At 37.5% G+C, this 26,067-nt stretch carries 21 protein-coding genes and 1 tRNA gene; 14 read left to right on the forward strand and 8 right to left on the reverse strand.

Going from position 1 to position 26,067, the window contains the following annotated elements; genetic code table 11:
• From ACICP9_RS04950 to ACICP9_RS04990, 9 genes are all read left to right on the forward strand, one after another.
• Complete coding sequence (locus ACICP9_RS04950; protein ID WP_395497242.1) at positions 1-522, forward strand: hypothetical protein; 522 nt, start codon at positions 1-3, stop codon at positions 520-522.
• A gap of 35 nt (positions 523-557) precedes the next feature.
• Positions 558-1,574: a hypothetical protein gene (locus tag ACICP9_RS04955; RefSeq protein ID WP_395497244.1), complete on the forward strand. Its 1,017-nt coding sequence runs from the start codon at positions 558-560 to the stop codon at positions 1,572-1,574.
• A gap of 139 nt (positions 1,575-1,713) precedes the next feature.
• A complete protein-coding gene (dxs, locus tag ACICP9_RS04960) occupies positions 1,714-3,603 on the forward strand; it encodes a 1-deoxy-D-xylulose-5-phosphate synthase (protein WP_395497246.1) in 1,890 nt (629 codons plus the stop codon).
• A 57-nt stretch (positions 3,604-3,660) separates the two neighbouring features.
• Positions 3,661-6,363 (forward strand): preprotein translocase subunit SecA, encoded by a 2,703-nt coding sequence (gene secA, locus ACICP9_RS04965; RefSeq protein WP_395497248.1) that lies wholly within the window; start codon positions 3,661-3,663, stop codon positions 6,361-6,363.
• A gap of 148 nt (positions 6,364-6,511) precedes the next feature.
• Positions 6,512-7,288: a type I methionyl aminopeptidase gene (gene map / locus ACICP9_RS04970; protein ID WP_395497250.1), complete on the forward strand. Its 777-nt coding sequence runs from the start codon at positions 6,512-6,514 to the stop codon at positions 7,286-7,288.
• A gap of 134 nt (positions 7,289-7,422) precedes the next feature.
• On the forward strand, positions 7,423-8,457 hold the full coding sequence (locus ACICP9_RS04975) for an efflux RND transporter periplasmic adaptor subunit (protein ID WP_395497252.1): 1,035 nt from the start codon (positions 7,423-7,425) through the stop codon (positions 8,455-8,457).
• A gap of 4 nt (positions 8,458-8,461) precedes the next feature.
• Positions 8,462-11,557 carry an efflux RND transporter permease subunit gene (locus ACICP9_RS04980; RefSeq protein ID WP_395497254.1) on the forward strand — a complete coding sequence of 1,032 codons (3,096 nt, stop codon included), beginning with the start codon at positions 8,462-8,464 and terminating at the stop codon, positions 11,555-11,557.
• Positions 11,558-11,591: 34 nt separating this feature from the next.
• Positions 11,592-12,413 carry a 2,3,4,5-tetrahydropyridine-2,6-dicarboxylate N-succinyltransferase gene (gene dapD, locus ACICP9_RS04985; RefSeq protein WP_395497256.1) on the forward strand — a complete coding sequence of 274 codons (822 nt, stop codon included), beginning with the start codon at positions 11,592-11,594 and terminating at the stop codon, positions 12,411-12,413.
• Between the two features lie 64 nt (positions 12,414-12,477).
• The gene (locus ACICP9_RS04990; RefSeq protein WP_071662607.1) at positions 12,478-12,957 is read left to right on the forward strand and encodes a DUF4440 domain-containing protein; all 480 of its coding nucleotides are present in this window, start codon (positions 12,478-12,480) and stop codon (positions 12,955-12,957) included.
• A 61-nt stretch (positions 12,958-13,018) separates the two neighbouring features.
• Here the strand turns inward: ACICP9_RS04990 and ACICP9_RS04995 are convergent.
• The 6 genes from ACICP9_RS04995 to ACICP9_RS05020 form a co-directional block, all read right to left on the reverse strand.
• Positions 13,019-13,103, reverse strand: a tRNA-Leu gene (locus ACICP9_RS04995).
• Positions 13,104-13,114: 11 nt separating this feature from the next.
• Positions 13,115-13,525 carry a preprotein translocase subunit SecG gene (secG, locus tag ACICP9_RS05000; protein ID WP_071662608.1) on the reverse strand — a complete coding sequence of 137 codons (411 nt, stop codon included), beginning with the start codon at positions 13,523-13,525 and terminating at the stop codon, positions 13,115-13,117.
• Between the two features lie 26 nt (positions 13,526-13,551).
• A complete protein-coding gene (gene tpiA / locus ACICP9_RS05005; RefSeq protein WP_395497259.1) occupies positions 13,552-14,325 on the reverse strand; it encodes a triose-phosphate isomerase in 774 nt (257 codons plus the stop codon).
• 14 nt (positions 14,326-14,339) lie between these two features.
• A complete protein-coding gene (locus tag ACICP9_RS05010) occupies positions 14,340-15,656 on the reverse strand; it encodes a hypothetical protein (protein WP_395497261.1) in 1,317 nt (438 codons plus the stop codon).
• A gap of 85 nt (positions 15,657-15,741) precedes the next feature.
• Entirely contained in the window at positions 15,742-16,968 is a 1,227-nt protein-coding gene (locus ACICP9_RS05015; protein ID WP_071662611.1) for a hypothetical protein, read from the reverse strand.
• Between the two features lie 143 nt (positions 16,969-17,111).
• Positions 17,112-17,999: an NAD(+) kinase gene (locus ACICP9_RS05020; protein ID WP_395497263.1), complete on the reverse strand. Its 888-nt coding sequence runs from the start codon at positions 17,997-17,999 to the stop codon at positions 17,112-17,114.
• A 229-nt stretch (positions 18,000-18,228) separates the two neighbouring features.
• Here ACICP9_RS05020 and grpE point away from each other — a divergent pair, with 229 nt between their 5' ends.
• The 4 genes from grpE (at position 18,229) to greA (ending at position 22,956) form a co-directional block, all read left to right on the forward strand.
• Positions 18,229-18,876 (forward strand): nucleotide exchange factor GrpE, encoded by a 648-nt coding sequence (gene grpE / locus ACICP9_RS05025; protein WP_395497265.1) that lies wholly within the window; start codon positions 18,229-18,231, stop codon positions 18,874-18,876.
• 125 nt (positions 18,877-19,001) lie between these two features.
• A complete protein-coding gene (gene dnaK / locus ACICP9_RS05030; RefSeq protein ID WP_395497267.1) occupies positions 19,002-20,984 on the forward strand; it encodes a molecular chaperone DnaK in 1,983 nt (660 codons plus the stop codon).
• Positions 20,985-21,102: 118 nt separating this feature from the next.
• Positions 21,103-22,254: a molecular chaperone DnaJ gene (dnaJ, locus tag ACICP9_RS05035; RefSeq protein WP_395497269.1), complete on the forward strand. Its 1,152-nt coding sequence runs from the start codon at positions 21,103-21,105 to the stop codon at positions 22,252-22,254.
• A gap of 225 nt (positions 22,255-22,479) precedes the next feature.
• Entirely contained in the window at positions 22,480-22,956 is a 477-nt protein-coding gene (greA, locus tag ACICP9_RS05040) for a transcription elongation factor GreA (protein WP_395497271.1), read from the forward strand.
• A gap of 16 nt (positions 22,957-22,972) precedes the next feature.
• Here greA and ACICP9_RS05045 read toward each other — a convergent pair whose 3' ends face one another.
• Both ACICP9_RS05045 and ACICP9_RS05050 read right to left on the reverse strand, forming a co-directional pair.
• Positions 22,973-23,584, reverse strand: a complete 612-nt coding sequence (locus ACICP9_RS05045) for a hypothetical protein (RefSeq protein WP_395497273.1) — start codon at positions 23,582-23,584, stop codon at positions 22,973-22,975.
• A 189-nt stretch (positions 23,585-23,773) separates the two neighbouring features.
• The gene (locus ACICP9_RS05050) at positions 23,774-24,568 is read right to left on the reverse strand and encodes a thymidylate synthase (RefSeq protein ID WP_395497275.1); all 795 of its coding nucleotides are present in this window, start codon (positions 24,566-24,568) and stop codon (positions 23,774-23,776) included.
• A 157-nt stretch (positions 24,569-24,725) separates the two neighbouring features.
• Here ACICP9_RS05050 and ACICP9_RS05055 point away from each other — a divergent pair, with 157 nt between their 5' ends.
• Complete coding sequence (locus ACICP9_RS05055; RefSeq protein WP_395497277.1) at positions 24,726-26,057, forward strand: UDP-glucose dehydrogenase family protein; 1,332 nt, start codon at positions 24,726-24,728, stop codon at positions 26,055-26,057.
• Positions 26,058-26,067 lie beyond the last annotated feature (10 nt).

Consider the following 26,067-nt stretch of genomic DNA (forward strand, 5'->3'; position numbering starts at 1 on the left):
ATGTTAAAAGCTTGGCTATCTAGATGCGCTATAATTTTTCTCAGCTACTCCTTCATCGGTCTAGCACATGCCTATTCTAAATCAACAAAAAGCGATCCTTTGCAAACCTATCGAGATGAAATCAAACAGTCTGAAACTAATGCCTCACAAGCCGTTCTGAATGCCTTAAAAGCCAATGCCGATCCAGAAAATGTGACTCAACAAAATCAAACGGTATCTCCTACAGCAAAACCGACACCCCGTTCAAATAACGATAAAGCTTTTATCCCTGATAATACCCCTGCAAACTCAACGCATTCATCGGATAAAAATCCTTGGTTGCAACCTAATCCCTGGGCAAAACAACCTCCTAATATTTGGGAAAAAAACGCTAAAATAAACCCTTATGCGAATGCACCTATTCCTGGGCCTACAACGCCCAAGGTTTCTGCTAATGCAACTACTCCTGCTCCTCCGAATATTTTTGCCCATTCACAACCCAACTCTAATATAAACCAAGTGCGACCCCATGCTAATTTCTAAGACGCTTTACTTTCAAACTCCATGAGGATGTTGTTATGTCTCACTCATCAAAAATAAAAATGTTAAAAAATAGTATTTTAAGTATTAGCTTAGCTAGCTTAAGCTTTTTTAGTCTTTCTAGCCATGCCGATACTTCCAGTAATAATAGTAGTGTTGATAAGCTTGTCGCAGGTTATGGACAAATCGCCATCAAAGCCAACACGATGAACACTGCACCGATAGGTGATGACTTAACCATTGCGATTAACAATGCCCAAGCTGCTTATTTGTTATATCCCAGTTCACCTTTAGTTAGTTTATTGACACAGCAAGTACTAACGCAATTTGCTAACTTAAGCGATAAAAGTAATAATATCGTCGCTTTTACTTGGAACCCGAATACAAAAACCAATCCTAGTGTAGAAAAAAATCCTTTACAATCGATAGATATCAATAGCCTGCTACAACCTATTAGTTATAATGGTACCGAAGCCATAGAAGCTCAAAATGTTATTAACGCCTTAAATTCTTCTCTAACGCCTATCAATACTATCAACCTTAACCAACTGGTTGCTAATCTAAATGGAGATAAAGCAAATAACCTAAGAATTAAACTAAATGAAAAACCCATACGAGACTATATCGCGAGCTTGCGCAGCTATTTAGCCATACAAGGTGTCGCGATGAGTAATCTTTATCAACTCTATACAGAAAGGCAACCGATAGATCCTAGCAGAGCTGATCCTGCAGTTAGGCCTGCATTAGTCGCATTAAGTAATCAAACTCAAGCTCCCGTTAGTTTGCTAAAATTAGAAAACTTTATGGCAACGCGCCGAATTCTTGATAAAAATTGGTATAAAAATGATTTGATCCAAGAAAATCCGGCTACCTTGCAGCGCCAACAAGTCGAACTATTAGCAGAAAATTTAGCGGAAAGCTATCAAACACGGATGACTTTAGAGCGTTTACTCGCTACTATGTCAGTCTTAGTATTAGAGCTCAATAATCAAGGGCGATCACAACTCATACAGCAAGTACAAAACATCAATAACGCCAATCAAACATCAGGATAATTTTATATCTTATAAACATAACCTACATGGACCTTAAAAATAGCATAGGCTCTTTAATATCTCACAGCAATTGGGATTTTGGGAATGGACCGCGTTGTGAAACAACCGGAGTGTATCCAACAACCTTGAGGATTACGAGTTGAACGACAACACAGCTAAAAACTCAAGTACGAAGAGTCTATTAGAACAGATTAACTCTCCCGCACAGTTGCGTAAATTGACACCTACACAATTACCACAATTAGCAACGGAGCTCAGATCATTTCTCATTCAAACGCTTGATCAATGCGGAGGTCACTTTGCTGCTAACTTAGGAACCGTGGAATTAACGATCGCTTTGCATTATGTATTTAATACGCCCTACGATCATATCGTTTGGGATGTCGGTCATCAAGCTTATCCACATAAAATACTCACCGGTCGCCGCGAACAGTTATGTACAATTCGGAAAACTCATGGTTTAGCTCCTTTTCCTTCGCGTGAAGAGAGTTCATTTGATAGTTTTGGTGTCGGTCATTCCAGTACCTCGATTAGCGCCGCATTAGGATTTAGTGTCGCAACAAAAAAAAATAGAACCGCTCAAAAAACAATTGCCGTCATAGGAGATGGGGCGATGACTGCGGGTATGGCTTTTGAAGCCTTAAATCACGCAGGCGATATCCATGCAGATCTTTTAGTGGTACTGAATGATAATGACATGTCGATCTCCAACAATGTAGGCGCCTTATCTAATTATTTTGCACGAATATTATCAAGTAAACTTTATTCTAGCGTTAGAGAAGGTAGCAAAAGAATTTTGGAGTCTATTCCGAGTGTACGTAAACTCGCTAAACGCACCGAAGAGCACGTCAAAGGAATGTTAGTCCCGGGTACTTTGTTTGAAGAATTAGGTTTTAATTATATTGGGCCGATTGATGGGCATGACTTACCTTTATTACTCAATACTTTAAGTAATTTACGTCAATTATCTGGTCCTCAACTGGTTCATATCATTACGACCAAAGGCAAAGGTTATGCTGCTGCAGAACAAAACCCTATTGCTTATCACGCCGTCAATCCTACGTTTTTAACGCCATTACCCACTAACGCATATAAACCCAAACCTTTAACCTACGCCAATATTTTCGGACGTTGGATTTGTGATATGGCCGCCATCGATGATCGCTTGATCGCGATTACGCCCGCAATGCGTGAAGGCTCTGATCTGATTGAATTTTCAGAACGTTATCCGGATCGCTACTTTGACGTCGGCATCGCCGAACAACATGCGGTCACTTTTGCAGCAGGCCTAGCCTGCGCAGGTCAAAAACCTGTTGTTGCCATTTATTCTACCTTTTTGCAACGTGCTTATGATCAACTGATACATGATGTTGCACTACAAAATCTACCGGTATTGTTTGCTTTAGATAGAGCCGGAATTGTCGGTGGAGACGGCGCTACTCACCATGGCTGCTTTGATCTATCCTATCTACGTTGTATTCCCAATCTAACGATCATGACACCGAGTAATGAAAATGAATTAAGGCAAATGCTCTATACTGGGTTTCAGCTAACAACACCTTGTGCGGTACGCTATCCGCGCGGTGCAGGGATAGGGACTTTAGTTAAACAAGACATGTCGTGTATTCCTATTGGTAAAGCTGAAATCTGCCACAAAGGACTATCGATAGCCTTGCTGGCCTTTGGTTCTATGTTGCGCCCCGCTCTCACTGTCGGAGAATCATTGGGTGCCACTGTCGTCAATATGCGCTTTGTCAAACCTTTAGACGAAAAATTGTTGCGTAATCTAGCAAAAACACATGGTTTATTGGTCAGCTTAGAAGAAAATGTTAAGGTAGGGGGTGCCGGGTCAGCAGTGAGTGAGTTTTTACATCAACAAGGTATTCCTTGTGATGTATTAATCTTAGGGCTACCTGATCGATTTATTGAGCACGGTGACCCTAATACATTACTTGCACAAGTAGATTTAGATGCCGCCACTATCTTGTCCGCTATTGAACAACGACTAGCACTATCACTTACTTTTTAGTAGAGTGAGCACACTTTCTGGGCTTTTGTTGAGTCACACTGAGACTTTTTTATATTTATGATTTCTACGCTTTTAAGTAAATTTATTCCTAGCCGTAATCAACGACTACTCAAACAATTTGAAAAAACTGTGATTGCGATAAATGCGCTAGAACCCAGCATGCAAAGCTTATCCGATACGCAACTGCAAGCTAAAACTTTCGAATTTAAAGCGCGTTTAAAAGATGGTTGTTCTTTAGATGAATTGCTAATAGAAGCATTTGCTGTCGTGCGTGAAACGAGTACTCGGGTGTTAGGTTTGCGTCATTTCGACGTACAATTAATTGGTGGTATGGTTTTACATAGCGGAAAAATTGCTGAAATGCGTACCGGCGAAGGTAAAACCTTAGTCGCAACTCTACCTGCTTATCTGAATGCGTTAAGTGGTTTAGGCGTGCACATCGTTACTGTCAACGACTATTTAGCCAAACGCGACGCGGAATGGATGAGACCAGTCTATAATTTTCTAGGGTTAAGTACGGGGGTTATCGTATCCGATCTTCCTCTTCCTGAGCGTCAAGCTGCTTACGCGGCTGATATTACCTATGGTACCAATAACGAATTTGGTTTTGATTACCTACGCGATAATATGGCTTTTTCTTTGGCAGAGAAATCACAACGCATTTTAAACTTTGCCATTGTCGATGAAGTGGATTCTATCTTAATCGATGAAGCACGCACTCCATTAATTATTTCAGGAGCCAGTGAAGAAAGTTCTGAACTTTATATCAAAATCAATCAAATTATACCTAAACTCGTTTTAAGAAAAGAAGAAGACGGCCCTGGCGATTTTTATCTCGATGAAAAAGCGAAACAAGCCTATTTAACAGAAGAAGGACATCAAAAATTAGAAGAGTTATTAGTAAAACAAGGTTTATTAAACCCCGGTGAAAATTTATATCATCTCACTAATATTGGCCTGATGCATCATGTTTATGCGGCACTACGTGCACATTATTTATTCCAACGTGACATCGATTATATCGTTCAAAATAATCAAGTGATCATTGTCGATGAACATACTGGCCGTTTAATGTCGGGTCGACGCTGGTCTGATGGTTTACACCAAGCGGTTGAAGCCAAAGAAAAAGCAAACATTCAAAACGAAAATCAAACGTTAGCTTCAATTACATTTCAGAACTACTTTCGCCTGTATCATAAATTAGCGGGAATGACCGGTACAGCCGATACTGAAGCCTATGAATTCCAACAAATTTATAATTTAGAAGTTGTCGTGATTCCCACGCACTTACCGGTTTCTCGCCAAGATTTAGCCGATCAAATTTTCCTGACTAAAGACGAAAAATTTAATGCCATTATCGATGATATTAAAGCCTGTCAGGCACGTAAACAACCGGTATTAGTCGGGACTGCATCGATAGAAACATCAGAATATTTATCGCAACTTCTGCAAAAAGAAAACATTCCGCATCAAGTACTGAATGCCAAGTTTCACGAAAAAGAAGCACAAATTATTGCTGAAGCCGGTCGTCCTGGCACAGTAACCATTGCCACCAATATGGCTGGCCGAGGAACAGATATCGTCTTAGGTGGTAATTTAAAAGCTGAACTCGCTGCCTTACCGAGTGGTAGCTCTGCCAAAGAAATTACACAGCATAAACTCAACTGGCAAAAAAAACATGATGAAGTAATTGCCGCAGGTGGTTTACATATCATTGGTAGCGAACGACATGAATCCCGTCGTATCGATAATCAATTACGAGGTCGTTCGGGAAGACAAGGTGATCCAGGCTCTTCACGTTTTTATTTATCCTTACAAGATAATTTAATGCGGATTTTTGCATCGGATCGAGTTGCCATGATTATGCAAAAGATTGGCATGCAACCGGGCGAAGCCATTGAACATCGCTGGATAACACGTGCTATAGAAAATGCACAACGTAAAGTTGAAGGTCGTAATTTTGATGTACGTAAACAATTATTAGAATTTGATAACGTGGCTAACGAACAACGTAAAGTAATTTATGAACAACGTAACGAGTTATTGGCTACAGAAGATATTTCACCTGTCATTAATAATTTATGGACTGATGTTATCTATAGCGCTATTGAACACTCTATTCCTCCGCAAAGTTTAGAAGAGCAATGGAATATATCCAACTTAAAAAATCAGTTGAAACAAGATTTTTGTCTAGATTTACCCATAGACACTTGGTTAGAAGATCCGAATTGTTTAGAAGAAAATCTCCGCGAAAAAATATTACTCGCCGCTCAAAACGCTTACGCTGAAAAAGAAAATTTATTTGGTTCTCCGACACTACGTCAAGTTGAAAAAACCTTAATGCTACAAACACTCGATACTTTGTGGAAAGATCATCTCGCAGCTATGGATCATTTACGCCAAGGAATACATCTGCGTGGCTATGCCCAAAAAAATCCAAAACAGGAATACAAGCGCGAATCCTTTTTGTTATTTGCTGAACTTTTAGAACAGTTAAAATATCAAATCATTAGTTTACTGAGCTGTCTGCAAATAAGAACACCTGAAGATGCCGAACGCTTAGAGGAACAACGACGCCAACAAATGCCACAATTACTCGATTTTCAACATCAAGATTTACTAGCAGCCGATGAGACTTCGTTAACTAATGAAACTGCTTCCACACTTAGTACGCGAAATACTAATAAAACCGGACGCAATGATCCTTGCCCTTGCGACTCTGGAAAAAAATATAAACATTGCCATGGTAAAATCAATTAATTTATACTCACAGCAATGGTATTTTTGGCAAGGCGCCGCGAGAATGAAGCAACCGGAGTGTATTAGACATACATGAGGATTGCGAATTGAGTGGCAACCAGACAAAAATTCAAGGGCGAAGAGTATATGCAAATCTTAACCAAATAATATGTCACCTATTATTATAAAAACTCCACTAGAAATCGATAAAATGCGTATTGCGGGTCGATTAGCGGCAGAAGTTTTAGAAATGATTGCTGCGTATGTGAAAGTGGGCGTTACAACCAATCAACTCGATAAAATCTGCCACGATTATATAGTCAATAATCAGCTGGCGATTCCTGCTCCCTTAAATTATCGTGGTTTTCCAAAATCAATTTGTACCTCTATCAATCATCAAGTTTGTCATGGCATTCCTAGCGATCGAGTACTAAAAAACGGTGATATGATTAATATTGATGTCACTGTTATTAAAGACGGTTACCATGGTGATACAAGTAAAATGTTTTTTGTCGGTAAACCTTCGATATTAGCGCAGCGTTTATCAAGAATAACGCAAGAAAGTTTATATAAGTCCATACGCTTGGTCAAACCTGGCACTTATCTGGGTGACATTGGTGCCTGCATACAACACTTTGCCGAATCAGAAGGATTTTCTGTGGTACGTGAATATTGTGGTCATGGCATTGGACGACTCTTTCATGAAGATCTGCAAGTGCTACACTATGGTCAAGCCGGTACCGGCATTCAATTAATCCCTGGCATGACTTTCACTATCGAACCGATGATCAATGCGGGTAAGCAGTTTATTAAACTCATGCCTGACCAATGGACAGTGGTTACTAAAGATCATAGTTTGTCGGCGCAATGGGAGCACACACTACTCGTTACCCACACGGGGTATGAAGTATTAACCAAGCGCAGCGAAGAACAAGGCATTATCTAGTCTTTAATAGTAGCTCTCTACTCTCTATTAAGCACTTACAAAGTAGTTTAGTTGATTTCAAACTATTTGGCCTATATAGTCCTTAGTCCTCAGTATTGACTGAAATAAAAGCGTCACAAAATAAAGATAATAATATGCGCTTCATTTACGCTATTCTTCTGTGTATTTTAATTGTCGCCAGTACGGTGAGTGTCGTTTCTTATAATAAAAAAGCGGTTGGCCAGACACCCCCGTTATTAGTTGAGGCGATACCTGCACGCTTAGAAGCGTGGCAGAAAAAGACTCAAGCTGTCGGAAGCCTATCCGCCAGTCAAGGCACCGTCATTAAAGCAGAAACAACTGGTCGGATTACTGCCATTTATTTCCGTTCCGGTGAAAATGTTAAAGTGGGTACTCCCTTACTACAGCTTAATCCGGATATTTTAAAAGCCCAGTTAGATGGCGCCAAGGCAGCAACCAAATTAAGTAAAGCGGATTATGAACGTGGTTTAACACTTTTTAAAAAAAAGGTATTTGCACAAGCAGATTTTGATAAAGTTTCGGCAAGTTACCAAATCAATCTCGCTAAACAAGCGCAAACTCAAGCCCTTCTTAATCAAACATTAATACGTGCACCGTTCAGTGGTCGATTAGGTCTGCGTCAAATCAATTTGGGTGACATGATTGATCCTACAAAACCTATTGTCGATTTGGAAGCCATTAATCCCTTATGGGTAGATTTCAATTTACCGGGAACAGAAGCTAACAAAATCGCTATTGGCAGTAAGGTATTGATTCACGCCAGTGCTTATCCAGATAAAACATTTGTGGGTAGTATTTATGCGTTAGATTCACACATCGATAACGACACACGCAGTATAGCGGTCCGTGCAAGTCTTAAAAATGCCGAACAAAAACTACTTCCAGGTGCTTTCGTCGATATCCAAATAGAAATCGGCAAACCACAAACATTATTTATCGTCCCAGAAACCGCCGTTAATACGGATGAAAAAGGTAGCTTTATATATCGCGTCATTAATCATAAAGCAGTTAAAACATGTGTCAATATCTGTTTTCACAAAGATGGAAAAATGGGTTTATTAAGTAGTGATATTCATGCTGGTGATCAGATCATTAGTGTGGGTGGCTTTAAAGTACAAGCAAACTCTGTCGTCTTAGTTGAGAAATAAATCCATGCAATTCACAGAACTTTTTATCCGAAAACCGATATTAAGTATTGTTTTAAGTTTATTTATTTTGCTAGTCGGTTTTAAAGCATTTTTATCCTTGCCTATACGCTTATATCCTTCTATATCTCCTTCTGTCATTAACATACAAACCACTTATCCAGGTGCGCCTGCCCAATTAATGGAAAGTTTTGTTACTACCCCTCTAGAAAATGCTTTAGGCGGTATTGAAGGGATAGATATTATGCATTCTTCAAGCAAAGAAAGTATTAGCCAAATCACCCTACAATTTAAACTCGGTTATGACCTCACTAAAGCGATGACTAATGTCAGTAATTCGATTGCTTCCGTACGAAAACAACTGCCAAAAGCAGTTTTAGATCCCGTTATCAATACCAAAGATCCGGATGCGAATCCAACACTTTTTATTTCATTTTCTAGTGATACGTTGAGTCTTCCTGCAATAACTGATTATCTAACACGTGTTATTCAACCGCAACTACAAAGTATTCCTGGTGTCAGTCAAGCACAAATATTCGGGGATAATAATTATGCGTTGCGAATCTGGCTCGATCCAATAAAAATGACCGCTCACCAGATAACAGCGAGTGATATTATCACTGCGTTACAGCAAAATAATATTCAATCGGCTTCCGGATCACTGATTACTCCTAATCAAATCATTAATATCAATACCAATACGGATATACGTACTGTAGCTGAGTTAAATAATTTAGTTATCCAAAAAAAAAATAACTATTTAGTGCGTTTGTCCGATGTGGGTCAAGCTGTTCTTGGTGTCGAATCCGATGAAAGCAGCGCCAATGTGAATGGGAATAAACAATCAGTCATTATGGGTATCGTGCCTCTTAGCACTGCTAACCCTTTAGATGTTTCCAAAGTGGTAATCGCACTGTTACCTACATTAGAAAAATCAGCTCCAGCCGATATAAAAATTCATTTAGTGTGGAATACTTCAAAATTTATTGCTGCATCCTTACATGATGTTAAAAAGACTATTTTTGAAGCCTGTTTATTTGTATTTTGCATCCTCTTTTTATTTCTTGCTAATTTTCGCGCAGGTTTAATTCCATTGGTCACAATCCCTTTATCGTTAATGGGTGTGTGTACCGCGATGTGGGCCTTAGGGTACACCTTAAACGTATTAACCTTTTTAGCTTGGGTGTTAGGAATTGGATTAGTCGTGGATGATGCGATTGTAGTGCTAGAAAATATTCATCGTCATATTAACTTAGGAAAAACACCGGAAAACGCCGCCATCATTGGCACCAAAGAAATTGGATTTGCCATCGTTGCCATGACGTTAACCTTAGCAGCCGTTTATGCACCGATTGGTTTTATCAACGATATGACGGGTTTATTATTTCGTGAATTTGCTTTTACTTTAGCTGCAGCGGTCATTATTTCAGGTTTCATTGCTTTAACCTTATCACCGATGATGTGTGCTAAGCTTTTAAAACCTGAGCAGCAAGCCTCTCGTTTTAGCTTAAAAATCGATCTTTTTTTTAAGATCACAATAACCGCTTATAAAAAATATTTACTTTTAGCGATAAATCATCGAAATATCATTTTAGGTATGGGTGTAGTCGTTTATCTTGTTTGTTTCGGATTATTTAAAACCTTACCTAGCGAATTAGCTCCACAAGAAGATCAAGGTCTTATTATAAGTACAGCAACGGGACCCACCTCTGCTAACCTAGCCTATATGGAAAAATATATGGCTAAAATTCAAGCCATCTATCAATCCACTCCTGAGATAGCTACTTATATTACGTTAATAGGAATGCCTATCACCAATAACGCACTCTCTTTTTTAATTTTAAAACCTTGGCAGGAACGAAGTAAAACAAGTATCGACATTATTCAAACTTTATTTAAGCGTTTTTCTAGGGTTACTGGTCTACAAACATTTGCATTTAATCCTCATGCTCTACCTGGTGCTACGGGTCATGCGCCTCTGATGTTTGTTCTTAAAAGTACCGCCAGCTATAAGACCCTGTATCAACTCAGTAAAAAACTTCAGTTAGCCATTACCAAAAATAACCCTCGTATTTTAGGTTTACAATCGGATCTCAAAATGGATGCGAATCAAATTCAACTTAATATTGATAGAGACAAAGCCAATTCGTCAGATATTTCGATGGGCGATATCGCTAATAGTTTAAATATATTGATCGGCACTCCACAAGCGAGTTTAGTTAACTGGAATGGTCGTAGTTATCAAGTAATTCCGCAATTATATCGAAATTTTATGCGTACTGATCAACAGTTAAAACTCATCAGCGTACGTGGACAAAATAACAAATTGATTCCCTTAGCTAATTTCGTTCATATAGAAAATTTTTCTACCGCCTTAAGTCTCAATCATTTTCAACAATTACGTGCTGTGACCTTTAGCGCTAATATTGCCCCAGGTTATACCATTGGTGCTGCTGTTAACTATTTAAAAACTTTGACACAGAAAATTCTTCCTCGTAACGTACAAATTGATTTTGCCGGAGAAACTCGTCAATTTATACAAGCAGGAAATAACATGGAACAAACCTTTTTGTTTGCTTTGTTATTTATTTTTCTGGTCCTTGCGGCTCAATTCGAAAGTTTCCGTGCTCCTTTGATTATACTTATTGCAGTGCCCTTGTCGCTCACAGGCGCTTTATTAGCACTTTATTTAACCCATGGTAGTTTAAATATTTATACGCAGATTGGTTTAATTACTTTAATTGGGCTCATTACTAAGCATGGTATTTTAATAGTGGAATTCGCCAGACAATTACAAAAAAATCGAACTATTTCCGTAAAAGAAGCAGTCATTGAAGCTGCTTCATTACGTTTACGTCCTATTTTTATGACGACAGCGACCATGTTACTTGCAGCAGTCCCATTGGCGCTTGCGCATGGTCCCGGTAGTCATGCGCGCAATCAATTAGGTTGGGTTATTTTGGGAGGAATGACTCTTGGTACTCTTTTCACCTTATTTATTTTGCCGGTAGTCTATACTTTGGCTTATCATTCCAAACCAAGTCCTGATAAAATTAATGAAAAAGAAAATGAAACAAGTGAAACGATCATTGCCAACGAGTAATTATTTTATCTAAATCCAAGTGAGTTTCTTACCCATGACGCCATTAAAAACCATTATCGAAAAAGCTTATCAAACTATAAATGCAATTAATGCTGAAACGATTGATAACGCAAGTAAATCAGCAGTTCTAGAAGTTATTGAATTACTTGATAAAGGTAAACTGCGAGTCGCTGAAAAAAAACATCATCAATGGTTAGTTCATACCTGGATAAAAGAAGCTATTTTATTATCTTTTCGAATCGCTAAGAATGAATTACTGGATGCAGGCTATACACATTATTTTGATAAAATTCCATTAAAATTTGCACATTACGATAAACAACAATTTCAACAAGAGGGTTTGCGCATCGTATCCAATGCGTGTGTCCGACAAGGTGCTTATATTGCTAAAAATACGATCCTTATGCCGTCATTTGTTAATATAGGCGCTTATATCGATGAAGGGAGCATGATCGACACCTGGGCAACGGTTGGCTCCTGCGCACAAATTGGGAAAAATGTTCATTTATCTGGCGGTGCCGGAATCGGCGGTGTATTAGAGCCACTACAAGCCAAACCAACTATTATTGAAGATAATTGTTTTATTGGCGCACGTTCTGAAGTGGTAGAAGGTGTCGTGATTGAAGAAAGTAGTGTCATTGGGATGGGTGTTTTTATTGGAAGTAATACGCCTATTTATAATCGCAAAACAGATGAAATCATTTACGGTCATGTCCCCGCAGGCTCGGTAGTGCTCGCTGGAAGCCTTCCCTCTAAAACGGGACATTGTCATCTCAATTGTGCAGTTATTATCAAACAAATTGACGAACGAACCCGAGCCAAAGTTGCAATTAATGAATTACTTAGAGATAGTTAATTTAATTACAGACATCAAATAACTAACCTACTATTATTAAGTTTAATTTTTTAAGGATTTTACTATGCGTAAGAAGTCTATTTTTACAACTGTTTTATTATTAAGCAGCTTATTAACAACCTCTACCATTATGGCTATGAGCTCAACTAACCATATTGCTTGTGTTAAAACTAACGAACAAGAAATAGCCGCTTTATTTGATCGCTGGAACGCATCCCTCAAAACAAGAAACCCGATTAAAGTTAATGCTAATTATATGGAAAACGCAATATTATTGGCCACCATATCGAATAAGCCCCGAGTGAATAATACAGAGCGGATTGCTTATTTTAAAGGTTTTTTAAGTAAACATCCGGTTGGAAAAATCGATTCTCGCACCATAAAGATAGGTTGTAATAAAGCTATAGATACCGGTTTATATACTTTTACCTTAAAAGATGGAAAAAAGGTTCACTCGCGTTATACATTTACTTATCATTGGAATGGGCACAAATGGCTGATTTCATCTCATCATTCATCTGTATTACCAGAAGATATTAAATAAAAAATTCTTTGGTAACCCTTCAAGGTATCTATTCGTACTTGAAGGGTTGAATATAAGTAGTTGGTGCCGAAGGCCGGACTCGAACCGGCACAGCTTTCGCCACCGCCCCCTCAAGACGGCGTGTCTACCAATTTCACCACTTCGGCAACGAAGAATATTAAGAAAATTCAGAGGGTAAGGGATAAGATTGTTTATGCTCGAAAGTTGATTTTCCTGAATTTTTGTTTAAAGGTAAATTTTTCTTTTCTGTCAATGCTATATTATTAGTTTTATTAATTGTGGATGGCAATTGTTGAGCCATACTAGCTAATTTTTGGATGGGATCCTGTTTCCTAGTATGCCCCGCTACATAACCTAAACTAAGACTGGTAACAAAAAATAATAATGCCAGTAAACCGGTTAATTTAAGTAAAAAAGACCCTGATCCTTGACTGCCAAAGACTGTCTGTGAAGCAGCGCTTCCAAATGTTGCACCTAACTCGGCACCTTTACCTTGTTGTATTAAAACCAAAGCAATCAATGCTATCGAAATAATAACGTGCATTAAAACTAAAAACTGCTGTAACATAAACCTTATGAGTTATATAATGATAATTAAACTTTACGATCTGCTATTGAAACAAGTATTCTATAAATATGCAAAAACTCTACCGCATCTAATGATGCTCCACCAATCAGGCCACCATCAATATCGGGCATCTGGAACAAAGCTTCCGCATTGCTGACTTTAACGCTGCCACCATACAGGATAGGTAATTCTTGTGCAAGATCCGAGCCCAAAAATTTAATGTACTCACGTAAAAATTGGTGTACTTCTTGGGCTTGCTCAGGTTGGGCTGACAATCCTGTGCCAATAGCCCAAACAGGCTCATAAGCGATAATAGCTCGTTTTAAAACATCGCTACCATAATCCACTATTTTTTCTAGTTGGGTTTGCAATATGGCGTGGGTTTGATTGGCTTGACGTTCCGCTAATGTCTCACCCACACAAAGAATAGGAGTCAATCCAGATTTTATAGCTAAATTAAATTTTTTTGCGATTTGGGCATTCGTTTCTCCATATAATTGACGTCGTTCTGAATGACCTAATAAAACATATCGACAACCAAATTCGTATAGCATCAACGTGGATATCTCACCCGTGTAGGGACCTTCTTGCTCGGCAGCCATATTTTGTCCGCCCCATTGCAGCTGGCTTTTTTTTAGCATTATTTGCGTTTGATCAAGGAAAACATAAGGGGGACACACAATTATGTTTACGTTTGATTGATTTTTTTGTACAAAATCCTTAATGTTGCTTAACAATTCAGTCACGAAAGTCTTGCTACCATGCATCTTCCAATTGCCGATGACATATTGTTTGCGCATTATTAAATTCCCCCTTATAGACTTACTGTCAAATAATTAGGATTTAGTCTAGCACAATAAGGACTTAGCAGATGACTGCTTTCATCAAGAGAAATTTCATCCTCTTTATTTATTAGATTCCGGAAATGAGTGCAGTTAAAAAAATGACAAGGTGCTCTTACTTGCCGAAAGAATTTTATTATTTTACTACGAGAGGGAAAACGTTCTTCTATTCGTTCTTGGAAATCTTTTAATAGAGCAATCTCCTGGGGTTGTAATTTGCAAAACTCAAACAAATACGCAAAAAAATTTCGTATTAAATATCGCCGATCATCATTAGAAAGACTTAAATCATTAATTAATAATAGCGGTAAATTATCTAAAATAAATTCAATTTGCTGGATGTTAAGTATAGAAAATATCTTTTTACACCATTGCTTAAAAAAAGTGAACGATTCTGTTAAATCATAGTGAAATGTACCCAGCTCAAATCGTTTAAAAAATAGGTAACGTAAAATAATTATATATCCTTTCGTTTTATTTTCTAACAAAATTGAGGGTAAATTTTCACAATCGATTTTTTCAAATAAAAAATTAATCAATTGTGTATAATGGCCAACTTTAAATTGATTTAAATTTTCGCATTCAAAAACCAGCTGCAACCATGTCCCTAAAACACACCAAATGAAACTATAGCCATTAGGTTGCGTCTGAAAAATTAATGTTTGCAACTCAAAATTTGTCGTTTTATCAATTATTTTTTTACTAATATTGCTTAAATAAGTCACCTGGTTGGGATGTAAATTCTCATAAGCTATAACATACATGAGTTTGTGGATAACATTAAAACCGGTATTTTCGGTATTTAAAGTTAATTTGGTTATAGCCACTACGCTCGCCTTATCAAAAAAAAACGCTATGCATTCCGCCATCGTCATAATTCTGCTGCTATATTTATCCGATATAACAAAATCATCTAACGTAAATTTTAATAACTCATCTAAGATATAATAAGCCCAAGCTACTCGCTTCACTTTAGTATCAAAGAATATTTGATCGATAGTATCGATTTCTGCTTGCGACATTAATACCTGCAATAATTCAAGTAAATGCTTACTTTGATCCACTGTTAAATGCTTATTTTTTACAAAAATAAGCATGAACATCGGGATTACTGAAAGCCCAAACGCATTTTTACTTAAGAAAAATTTTTGTAACCAGGTTGGAGATACCTGTTCGAAGCATGACTTAATAAGTTTTGTATCTGGAATACATAAACAATAGCCTTTTTTAAAAAGTAAATCGATTAATATTTTTTGCGTCTCTTGATTGTTTAATTGACTTAGTAACATAAACTTCCTTGTTATTTTCTTTAATGCATACTAACCGAGCAAACTACTTTTTTTACTGTGGTTGCAAATAAATATCATTCGTTTCTCAATGATGTGTAAGTGTTACGCAGTGATTATTTTCAATGATGGAAACATTATTTTCTTCTTTAAATAGTAAGCTTAATTGAAAACTTGATTTAACTAGTGTTGTACAAGATTGGTATGATTTAGACTCAGTCGTGACATCAACGGTAGTTGTGAATATTTCACTGCCAATATTCTCAGCAGGCGAAACTATAATTCTGCTTGCTTTTCTAGCAAAAAAATCTTTTAAACTAGCCAACCTCTGCTTTATTTGAGAAGAAAAAGTAATTTCAGATTCTTCTTCAAATTCTGGATCGCTCCGTTCTATCGTAGTAGGATTGTTTTTATCTGCTTTAGCAAAGCCGATACTACTCATTCCAACAAACGTAACAACCGCTATAACTGCTGCAGCAATAGTTCCTATCGGCGGAGGAATAAAAAACCCAAGTATCAACCCTGTCCCTATTGCAGTGATCACTGCAAAAATTGTCCACTTACACCAATCGATTAAAAATCGCACTATATGATGGTTCTGTGATTTATGTTCCTTTACTTTAAGTCTTTTAGATTCATGCCATTTTGCTTCTTGTTCTAAATATCTAGCAAGTTTTGTATTATTCGCATTTTGTCTAAAAATTTCTCGATAAACCCGTTGTTTACCATTTTTATCTGTTCCAAAAAAATAACACATCCCTCCTTTTATTTTCAAATCTAGAGCCAATTTAGAAAGAGCTTCTAAAAATTCAGCTTGATTAATATGTGCTGCCTCATTTGTTTGTGCTTTTTTAATCTCTTCAATTAACCTTTTCCTTTCGTTCTCAAAAAAATTAAAGAAATCACGTCCGGCTTTTTTTTCTCCTTTTTTATAAATAATAATAAAGCCATGATCGGCAAGATTGATAGTCTCTCCTTCTAACTCATTCAAATGAGGAACACGCTTTGTAGTAATGAGGGCTTGAATAGTTTCAAAAAATCCGTGTATATGGCAACTATTCGCTGCTCCTATAATTCGAATATCTTTGTTAGTTTCATTGATCATTTTTTCATTTTTTGGATCTGAAAAAAAATTAGGATTGATCGGTTTTAAAAAATGTATTTTATTATTTTTATCTTTAAAAGGAACTAAAATAGTCGTATCACTGGTATCTAGTTCGTTATTTTCCAACCAGTCCTTAGTTGCTTTTAGATTGGGAAAAACACTAAGCTCATTTACAGTGCTATCAAATCTGGGAGGATTCAGGTCGGACATAAAAAACTCTTATTTTCATTATTATTTTTTACTGAAAGAATACAAAAAATCATAAAAACAATCAATCAATAAAAAATAATTTTAAATAATTAAATTTAAAACAAAAATTATTTATTTAAAAAAATAAACCATTCTATTTTTCTTTATTTCGTATGATTATGTTTATGCCAATGTAACTTGCTACGTAAGGTTTCAAAATAATTATAATCTAAGGGATGGATTAACCTGAGCGCTTTATCATTTTTTTGAATGCTAATGTTAGCACCTATAGGAACTGAAATGCGCTCCTGGCCATCGCAACTTAACCAAGGTGCCGCCGTGCTGTGTGTATCAATATGAATCACAATACGGCTTTTTGCCGAAACAACAATGGGTCTTGCACTTAAGGTGTGTGGAAACATGGGAACTAATACGATAGCCTCGAGTTGTGGGTATAAAATTGGACCTCCACCTGATAAGGCATAAGCAGTTGATCCCGTCGGTGTCGCCACTATTAAGCCATCTGCTTGTTGAGCACAAACAAATTGATCGTCGATCGTAATAGAAAATTCGATCATACGCGCCACATTACCCGGCATCAACACCACTTCATTTAAAGCAATACCTGCTTGTTGCTTATCTAATTGCATGGTTATCGCGGCATTTAATAGAAAGCGCTTCTCCTCTTGATAATTTCCATTTAATACTTCACCTATTTTCTTTTCTAAATCCTGAGGATGAATATCAGTAAGAAAACCGAGACGGCCACGATTAACGCCTAACACAGGTGTATTATGCTTTACCGCACTATGGGCTGCGTTGATAAAACTCCCATCACCGCCTACCACAATCAGCAGATCAACTTTTTGTGCCAATTGGTCACGTGCACTAGACGTGAATTGGCGATTTTTAAAACAATGTGCCGTTTCTTCTTCGACCAATACTTCATACTGATGAGATTGCAAATAATCCAATACAGCGATGAGTGTATCACTAACATCCTTCATTCCTTGTCTGCCGATCAAACCGATGGTTGTAAAAATTTTGCTCATAGCTTTATTTCATATATTAAAAATTGGAAATATCCTGGTCGAAACTATCAGGGGAGTCAACAGGAATACCTCTATATTAGTCTTGATTAGATTTTTAGTTAAATTTTTATCTTGCCTAAAGCTCAAACTCTTGAATCCAAGCACTCGAGTCTCCATAATTTACGTAGGTATCTCTATCTTAATATAGAGCAGATATTTTTTTCCTTTAAAAAATAGGAGCCTGTCAGAAATGACCGAAAAAGATCCATCTAAAAAATCCACTTGGGAAAAACTCAATATTACAGCAAAGCAAGATTCCTCTAAATCTGCTAAGGAGGGAAAATCTCCCTCTGAAGAAAAGAAAAAATCAGCACAGGAGAAACAATTAACCCATCCTTCTTATGATGCCTTAGAAGAACAGTTACTTAAGGCGGAAAATCGACTCAGTGAATATAAAAGTCAATTAACCAAATTAGAAGAGCAAAAAATTTATCAATTGGCTGAAATGGACAATATCCAACGTCGTACTAAACGCGACATTGAAAACGCCTATAAATTTTCATTAGAAAAATTTATCAAAGAATTGCTACCTATAAAAGATAGTCTAGAAACCGCTCTCGATCATGCCAAGGCTGAAGAACAGGATGCTGCTTTATCTGGCATCCAACTGACACTTAAACAGCTACAAAACTTATTAGAAAAAAACGGCGTAAAATCCATAGATCCTGCTGGCCAAGCCTTCGATTCGCATTTTCATGAAGCAATGCTCGCTGAAGAAAATGATGAACTGGAGCCGAATACGATTATAAGGGTACTACAAAAAGGCTATTTGCTTAATGAAAGGCTTATGCGCCCTGCTTTGGTCGTGGTTTCAAAAGCTAAAGAAAAAACTTCATGATCCTGTATCTTGAAAATTAAACCTCCTAACCCAACTTTAATAGGAGTTGTTAATTTTCAATCAACAAATCATTTTCAACTCAATTGATACCAGTAAAGAATTAGCTACTTAACGCGGAGAAATTTATGGCAAGTGCACAACCACCAAGAAACACCATAATCGGCATCGATTTGGGTACTACAAACTCTTGTATGGCCATTATGGAAGGCGGCAAAGCAAAAGTAATCGAGAACAAAGAAGGGCGGCGAACGACTCCCTCTACCGTTAGTTTTGACCATAATGAGGTTAAAGTAGGCGAAGTGGCAAAACGTCAATCAGTCACCAAGCCTGCAGAAACCATTTATGCAGTAAAACGTTTGATAGGTCGGAAATTCGATGATGAGGCCGTACAAAAAGATATCAAGATGGTCCCCTATAAAATCATTCGAGCCAAGAATGGGGATGCTTGGGTAGAGGTAAATGGTAAAAAACTATCGCCCCAGGAAGTTTCTGCGCAAATCTTAATGAAATTAAAAAGAGATGCGGAAGCTTATTTAGGATATGAAGTAAAAGAAGCCGTTATTACGGTACCCGCCTATTTCAATGACTCACAACGTCAAGCGACTAAAGATGCAGGCCGCATTGCAGGACTTGAAGTTAAACGCATTATCAATGAACCCACAGCCGCTGCACTTGCCTACGGTTTAGCCAAAAATCGTGGTGACTCCAAGATAGCCGTTTATGACTTAGGAGGAGGTACTTTCGATATCTCTATTATTGAGATTGCTGAAATTGAAGGTGAACATCAATTCGAAGTGTTGGCTACTAACGGCGATACCTTTCTTGGTGGTGAAGACTTCGATCTACGCGTTATCAATTATTTAGCGGATGAATTTAAAAAAGATCAAGGGATTGATTTACATAAGGATCCACTTGCTTTACAGCGTCTGAAAGAAGCCGCTGAAAAAGCAAAAATTGAGCTCTCTTCAACTGAAGAAACAGAGATCAATCTTCCTTACATTACCGCCGACAGCAGTGGTCCTAAACATCTACATATTAAATTAACGCGTGCCAAACTAGAGTCACTGGTAGAAGATTTAATTGAACGCACTATTGAGCCTTGTAAAAAAGCTATTTCAGATGCCAAAATTTCTCTCAGCGAAATATCACAAGTCATCTTGGTTGGTGGGCAAACGCGTATGCCTAAAGTACAAGAAGTGGTTAAAGCTTATTTTAAGAAAGACGCTCGTCATGACGTCAACCCAGATGAAGCAGTCGCTATTGGTGCTGCTATTCAAGGTGGTGTATTAGGTGGTGATGTTAAAGACGTCCTATTGTTAGACGTCACTCCACTTTCTTTAGGAATAGAAACCTTAGGTGGTGTAATGACTCCACTGATTGAAAGAAATACCACTATTCCTACTAAGAAAAGCCAAGTATTTTCCACTGCAGAAAATAATCAACCGGCAGTTACGATTCATGTATTGCAAGGCGAACGTGAGCAAGCCAAGGACAATAGAACATTGGGGCGTTTTGATCTGACAGATATTCCACCAGGCCCGCGTGGTACACCACAAATCGAAGTCACCTTTGATATCGATGCAAACGGTATTATTAACGTATCTGCTAAAAATAAAACCACAGGGAAAGAACAAAAAATTGTTATCAAGTCAGGTAGTGGTTTATCTGAAGAGGAAATTCAACAAATGGTCAAAGATGCTGAAGTCCATGCGGACGATGATCGCAAGTTCCGCGAGCTCACCAAAACGCGTAATGAAGCAGACAGTTTAATTCATACCACTAGCAAAGCACTAACCGACGTTGGCGATAAAATTAGTGCTGATGAAAAAGCTCAATTAGAGAAGGCAATAGAGGAATTGAAAGAAGCGCTAAAAGGCACTGATAAGGAAAGCATAGAAGCTAAACTTAAAGAGTTTACAGAGCTATCCGGAAAAATGTCTGATCGTCTTTATGCACAACCTAATGCTGAAGCAGGTGATGCTGGAAGTCAAACTGACACTGCTCAGGACGGCGCTAAAGACAATAAAGATGATGTTGTTGATGCGGTATTCGAAGAAGTCAAAGACAAAGACAAGGATAAAAAAGATAATGATAAGGATAAAGAGTAACCACCTCTTCTCCTTGCTGGCTAAAATCAGTAAGGAGATCGAACCCTATATATATTTCCATTAAAAATATCAAAATCCCTAGCGATACTAGCTAGGGATTTATCTTTGGTCCTTACTTATGGCAAAAAAAGCTGATTATTATGAAACACTGGGTGTCTCACGCAACGCGTCAGATAGTGAACTAAAAAAAGCCTATCGCAAATTGGCAATGAAATATCACCCTGATAAACATCATGCTACTGAGAATAAATCAGCAAAAGATGCTGAAGAAAAATTCAAAGAAATCAGTGAAGCGTACGAAGTTTTATCAGATTCTAAAAAACGGGCTGCTTATGATCAATTTGGTCATGCTGGCGTAGATGCTGCGGGAATGGGTGGCTCACAAAGTGCACATGGATTTAACTTTAATGATGTTTTTGGTGATATTGGTGATGTCTTTGGTAATATTTTCGGTAATCGTGGTGGCCCCCAACAAAGCCAACGCACACAACGCGGTGCCGATTTACGCTATACCCTAGAATTGGATTTAGAATCTGCAATTCATGGTGCCACTATACAAATCCGCATTCCGCGTCTTGTTACCTGTAAAAGCTGCCATGGCTCAGGTGCGCGTAAAGGCACTAAACCCACTATCTGCAAAACCTGCGAAGGCCAAGGTCAAGTTCGCATACAGCAAGGTTTTTTTACTATTCAACAAGCCTGTCCTGAATGCCATGGTGAAGGACGCATTATTACTGATCCTTGCCCAGACTGTCATGGTCAAGGCCAAATTCAAGAAACTAAGACTTTGTCAGTAAAGATTCCAGCCGGTATAGACGAAGGCAACCGAATTCGTTTAGCCGGTGAAGGCGAAGCAGGTAGTCGTGGCGCACCGCCCGGCGATCTCTATGTTCAAATTCATCTGAAACCACATCCTTTATTTAAACGTGAAGGTAATCATTTATATTGCGATGTTCCTATTAACTTAACGCTTGCACTATTAGGTGGTGATATACAAATTCCCACTTTAACAGGCGTGGTAAACTTACACATACCAGCCGAAACACAAAGTGGAAAGGTATTACGTTTGCGTGGTAAAGGAGTCCCTGGGCGCCCTGGTGTAACCGGTGATTTACTTTGTCGTGTTATTGTAGAAACACCCGTTAACCTGAGCAAAACACAAAAAGAATTAATCATGACGCTAGAAAAGGAGTTACAAAATGGAAATCACTATCCTAAAGCAAAAGCGTGGTTTGAAAATATAAGGAAATTTTTCAGTAAGCAAAACTGAAACTCGAAAAATTAGATTAAAAAAGGTATCATCGGTCTTATACTTACAACAATCGGATTTTTAGCAAGGCACCGTGAGAATGAAGCAACCGGAATGTATTCAAGCTACATGGGGATTTCGCGAATTGAGTGACAACACAGTCAAAAAATTTAAGTGCGAAGAATATATCAATGATTCAGTATGAATGCTGAAGAAAGATACAATAAGCAAAGCTAGAGAGAAATCATGAAAAAAGTTCCTATGACTATCAGCGGTGCTGAACATTTAAAGGAAGAACTTCATCAATTAAAAACCTCAAAACGACCACAAGTGATTGCGGCTATTGCAGAAGCGCGTGCACACGGTGATCTTAAGGAAAATGCCGAGTATCATGCCGCGAAAGAAATGCAAGGCTTCGTCGAAGGTCGTATCACCGAAATCGAAAATAAATTAGCCAATGCGCAAATCATTGATGTCACCAAAATAAATAATCATGGCAAAATTATTTTTGGTTCTACCATACATCTACTTAATACTAAGACGGATGAAGAGGTTACTTACCAAATCGTTGGCGAAGACGAAGCAGATATCAAACACTCAAAAATATCAGTCGCCTCCCCCATTGCCCGTGCACTCATTGGAAAAGAAGAAGGCGACAGTGTAGATGTGCAAACTCCTGCTGGTTTGGTTAATTTAGAAATTGATAAAGTCGAATATATCTAAAAGCTCTTTATTCTTATTAAAGCTTAAAATTAGATTTATCGGCTGTGATTACTTTATCAACGTAATTATTACTTAAAATTTTCAGTTCTTTATCGGTTAAATTATCAATACGGATTGCGTTTCGGTGACTTTGAGGAATCTTTGCTCTTTCTGGCGTAATTTTTATTAAAAAAGGATGATTTTTTGATAAAATAGCTAATCTTCCGTTTGTATCCAATTTAAATATTTTAGAGGGTTCGCTTCTTGAGTTATTGCTAAATAGCGAACTATTACTTCTAGTCGGTATCTGAGAAGCTTTTTTTTGTTTTGCTTGTTGAACATTATTATTTTGTTCATAAGAAGAATATTGTGATGAAATAGAAGTTTCAGAAGGACTAGAAACGGTATCATTGAAGCAAGTTGTTGATGAACTATTTAATTCAGCTTTATGTTTTTGTATTTGCTTTTCCTGGGCTGCGATTCTTTGTTGTACCATACCACCACCAGGAATCTCATCGATAGTTGATTCCCCGCCATTTTGAGTTTCGAATAAAATAACTTTGTTTGCTATTTTCCACTTATTGGTATCTACATAATTAGAATTCTTACTTTCATTTTTTGATATGAAAATTTTTTCCTTTATGCCCATAAAATACAAAACCTTTAAATTATTAATATAAACTTAAATATTGATTTATAAGGCTAACTTGTATTTCTTAAGGTTTTCTTAAGAAATACAAGTATTTTTAACGAAAGGACGGAAATGTTCTAAGTTAAATACTTAAAAACTATTTAGCTTAATATCGAAACATTATTTTTTTATGGGATATTGTGCTTACTAAACCGCTACCGCTGCTTTAATCAGCGAATGACACTTATAATCAACTAAGGAAAAATCATCAAACACATAATCAAATAATGTTTTCGGTTTACGTAGAATATTTAATTGAGGAACCTTATAAGGTTGCCTGGACAATTGGCAATTTACTTGCTCAAGGTGATTACTATAGATATGACAATCACCACCGGTCCAAATAAACTCTCCCACCTGTAAATTACACTGTTGTGCAATCATATGAGTTAATAACGCATAAGAAGCTATATTAAATGGTACTCCTAAAAAAGCATCAGCACTGCGTTGATACAGCTGACAAGAAAGACGTGAATTCGCCACATAAAATTGAAACAATAAATGACAAGGAGGCAAAGCCATCTTTGCTAGTTCACCTACATTCCAAGCACTAACAATTAGGCGGCGTGAATCCGGATTAGCTTTTATTTGTTCAATAAGCTGACTGATTTGATCAATAATTTTCTGATCGGTTGTCAGCCAAGATCGCCATTGCTTACCGTAAATAGGTCCTAAGTTACCGGCCGAATCAGCCCATTCGTCCCAAATAGTGACTTGATGCTCATTTAAGTAACGAATATTGGTATCACCACGTAAAAACCACAACAATTCATAAATAATACTTTTTAAATGTAATTTTTTTGTAGTCACTAAAGGGAAACCGACACTTAAATCAAAACGCATTTGATAGGCGAAGATACTCAGTGTACCTGTACCCGTCCTATCCGCTTTAGCTTGTCCCTGATTAAGAATATGCTGTAAAAAATCCAAATAGGGTCGCATCAGAAAGACTCTCTAAAACATTAAAGTCTAGCGTATGTCCAGCCAAAATTGAAGCAATCACTATTCTACGATACTATATCGCTCGATATTAAAGACGTGATACCAACTCTTTTAGAAATTCATAGACACTTAGTATTTTTTTGTTTTTTTAAAAATTATGCGAATTAATCTTTTTGGTGCAGGTTATGTAGGTTTGGTTACAGCCACTTGTTTAGCCGAGCATGGAAATAAAGTACTTTGTATTGACATTGATCAAGAAAAAGTAAAACGCTTACAACAAGGTGAATGTCCTATTCATGAGCCCGATTTGCCTGCTTTATTACAAAAAAATTTAAGTGCTGGACGGCTTAATTTTAGTATGGATCCACAACAAGGAGTTGAACATGGTTTTTATCAATTTATTACGGTAGGCACTCCTCAAGATGAGGATGGTTCAGCTGATTTAACGTATGTATTAAAGGTTGCAGAATATATCGGTAAAACACTGCTTGAACCCAAATTAATTATTAATAAATCGACTGTGCCCGTTGGCACTGCTGATAAAGTAAAGGCTATTATTCAAAACCAGTTACATCAACGCAACATTAACATTCCATTTAATATCGCTTCGAATCCTGAGTTTTTACGCGAAGGCGTAGCAGTGAATGATTTTATGCGTTCAGATCGAATTATTATTGGTACCGATAATAATGACGCAGAATCTCACTTACGACATCTCTATAGACCCTTTAATCGTAATAACGATCGTTTAATCGCAATGGATATTCGCTCAGCCGAACTGACCAAATATGCCGCTAATGCATTTTTAGCCACCAAAATTAGCTTTATAAATGAAATGAGCCATTTGGCAGAACGTTTAAATGCAGACATAGAGCAAGTTCGTATTGGTATCGGCTCCGATCCGCGTATCGGTTATCATTTTATTAATCCTGGATGCGGTTATGGCGGCTCTTGTTTCCCTAAGGATGTGATTGCTTTAGAAGCTACGGCTAAAACGGTTCATTACCAACCACAGTTATTAAATGCAGTACATCAGGTGAATGATGCACAAAAAAAACTTTTATTTAGTAAGGTTTCACAATTCTTTCAAAATAATTTACGCGGGAAAGTTGTCGCTTTATGGGGTTTATCTTTTAAGCCAAACACCGACGATATGCGTGAAGCACCGAGCAAAGTATTTATTGCGGCCGCTTTAGCTGCAGGCATGAGAATTCAGGCTTATGACCCAGTCGCAATGCCCGAAGCGGTTCGTTTATACAAAGATCAAGTTAATTTTAGTTGCTGTGATAATCCGGAAGATAGCTTAGTTGGTGCAGATGTTTTAGTAATAGTCACTGAATGGAATATCTTCTTTAATCCAGATTTCCAGCTCATCAAACAACGTTTAAAACATCCCGCTATCTTTGACGGAAGAAATCTTTATGATCCAGATTGTTTAAAGCAATTGGGAATTAAATACTATGCCATTGGTCGCGGGGAACCTCTCTAGTATGAAAAAG

Source organism: Rickettsiella endosymbiont of Litargus connexus (assembly GCF_964277335.1).
Taxonomy (GTDB): Bacteria; Pseudomonadota; Gammaproteobacteria; order Diplorickettsiales; family Diplorickettsiaceae; genus Aquirickettsiella; species Aquirickettsiella isopodorum.